Source organism: Microtetraspora sp. AC03309, from assembly GCF_020826795.1.
GTDB lineage: Bacteria > Actinomycetota > Actinomycetes > Streptosporangiales > Streptosporangiaceae > Microtetraspora > Microtetraspora glauca.
This window is the reverse complement of the sequence record NZ_JADDIL010000677.1, coordinates 1-339: the sequence shown is the minus strand read 5'-3', so window position 1 is coordinate 339 and position 339 is coordinate 1. Positions and strand designations below refer to the sequence as shown.

Genomic DNA, 339 nt, shown 5'->3' with positions numbered 1-339 from the left:
TGTGGCTGACCGTGGTCTTCGCCAACCTGGCCGAGGCCGTGGCGGAGGGCCGGGGCAAGGCCCAGGCCGCGACGCTGCGCGCGGCCAAGCGCGACACCGTCGCCCGCCGCCTCATGAACCGGAACGACACCGGCCGGTGGGACACGGTCGGAGCTCCCGAACTGCGGCAGGGGGACTTCGTGATCGTCGAGGCCGGGGAGATCATCCCCGGGGACGGTGACGTGGTCGAGGGCATCGCCTCCGTCGACGAGTCGGCGATCACCGGTGAGTCCGCGCCGGTGATCCGCGAGTCCGGCGGGGACAGGTCGGCGGTGACCGGCGGCACGAAGGTGCTGTCCG

General features: G+C 73.2%; 1 pseudogene. It reads left to right on the top strand.

The window, feature by feature from the left end:
- Positions 1 to 339 (top strand): annotated as a pseudogene (locus IMZ11_RS44900) (potassium-transporting ATPase subunit B); the annotation flags it as partial.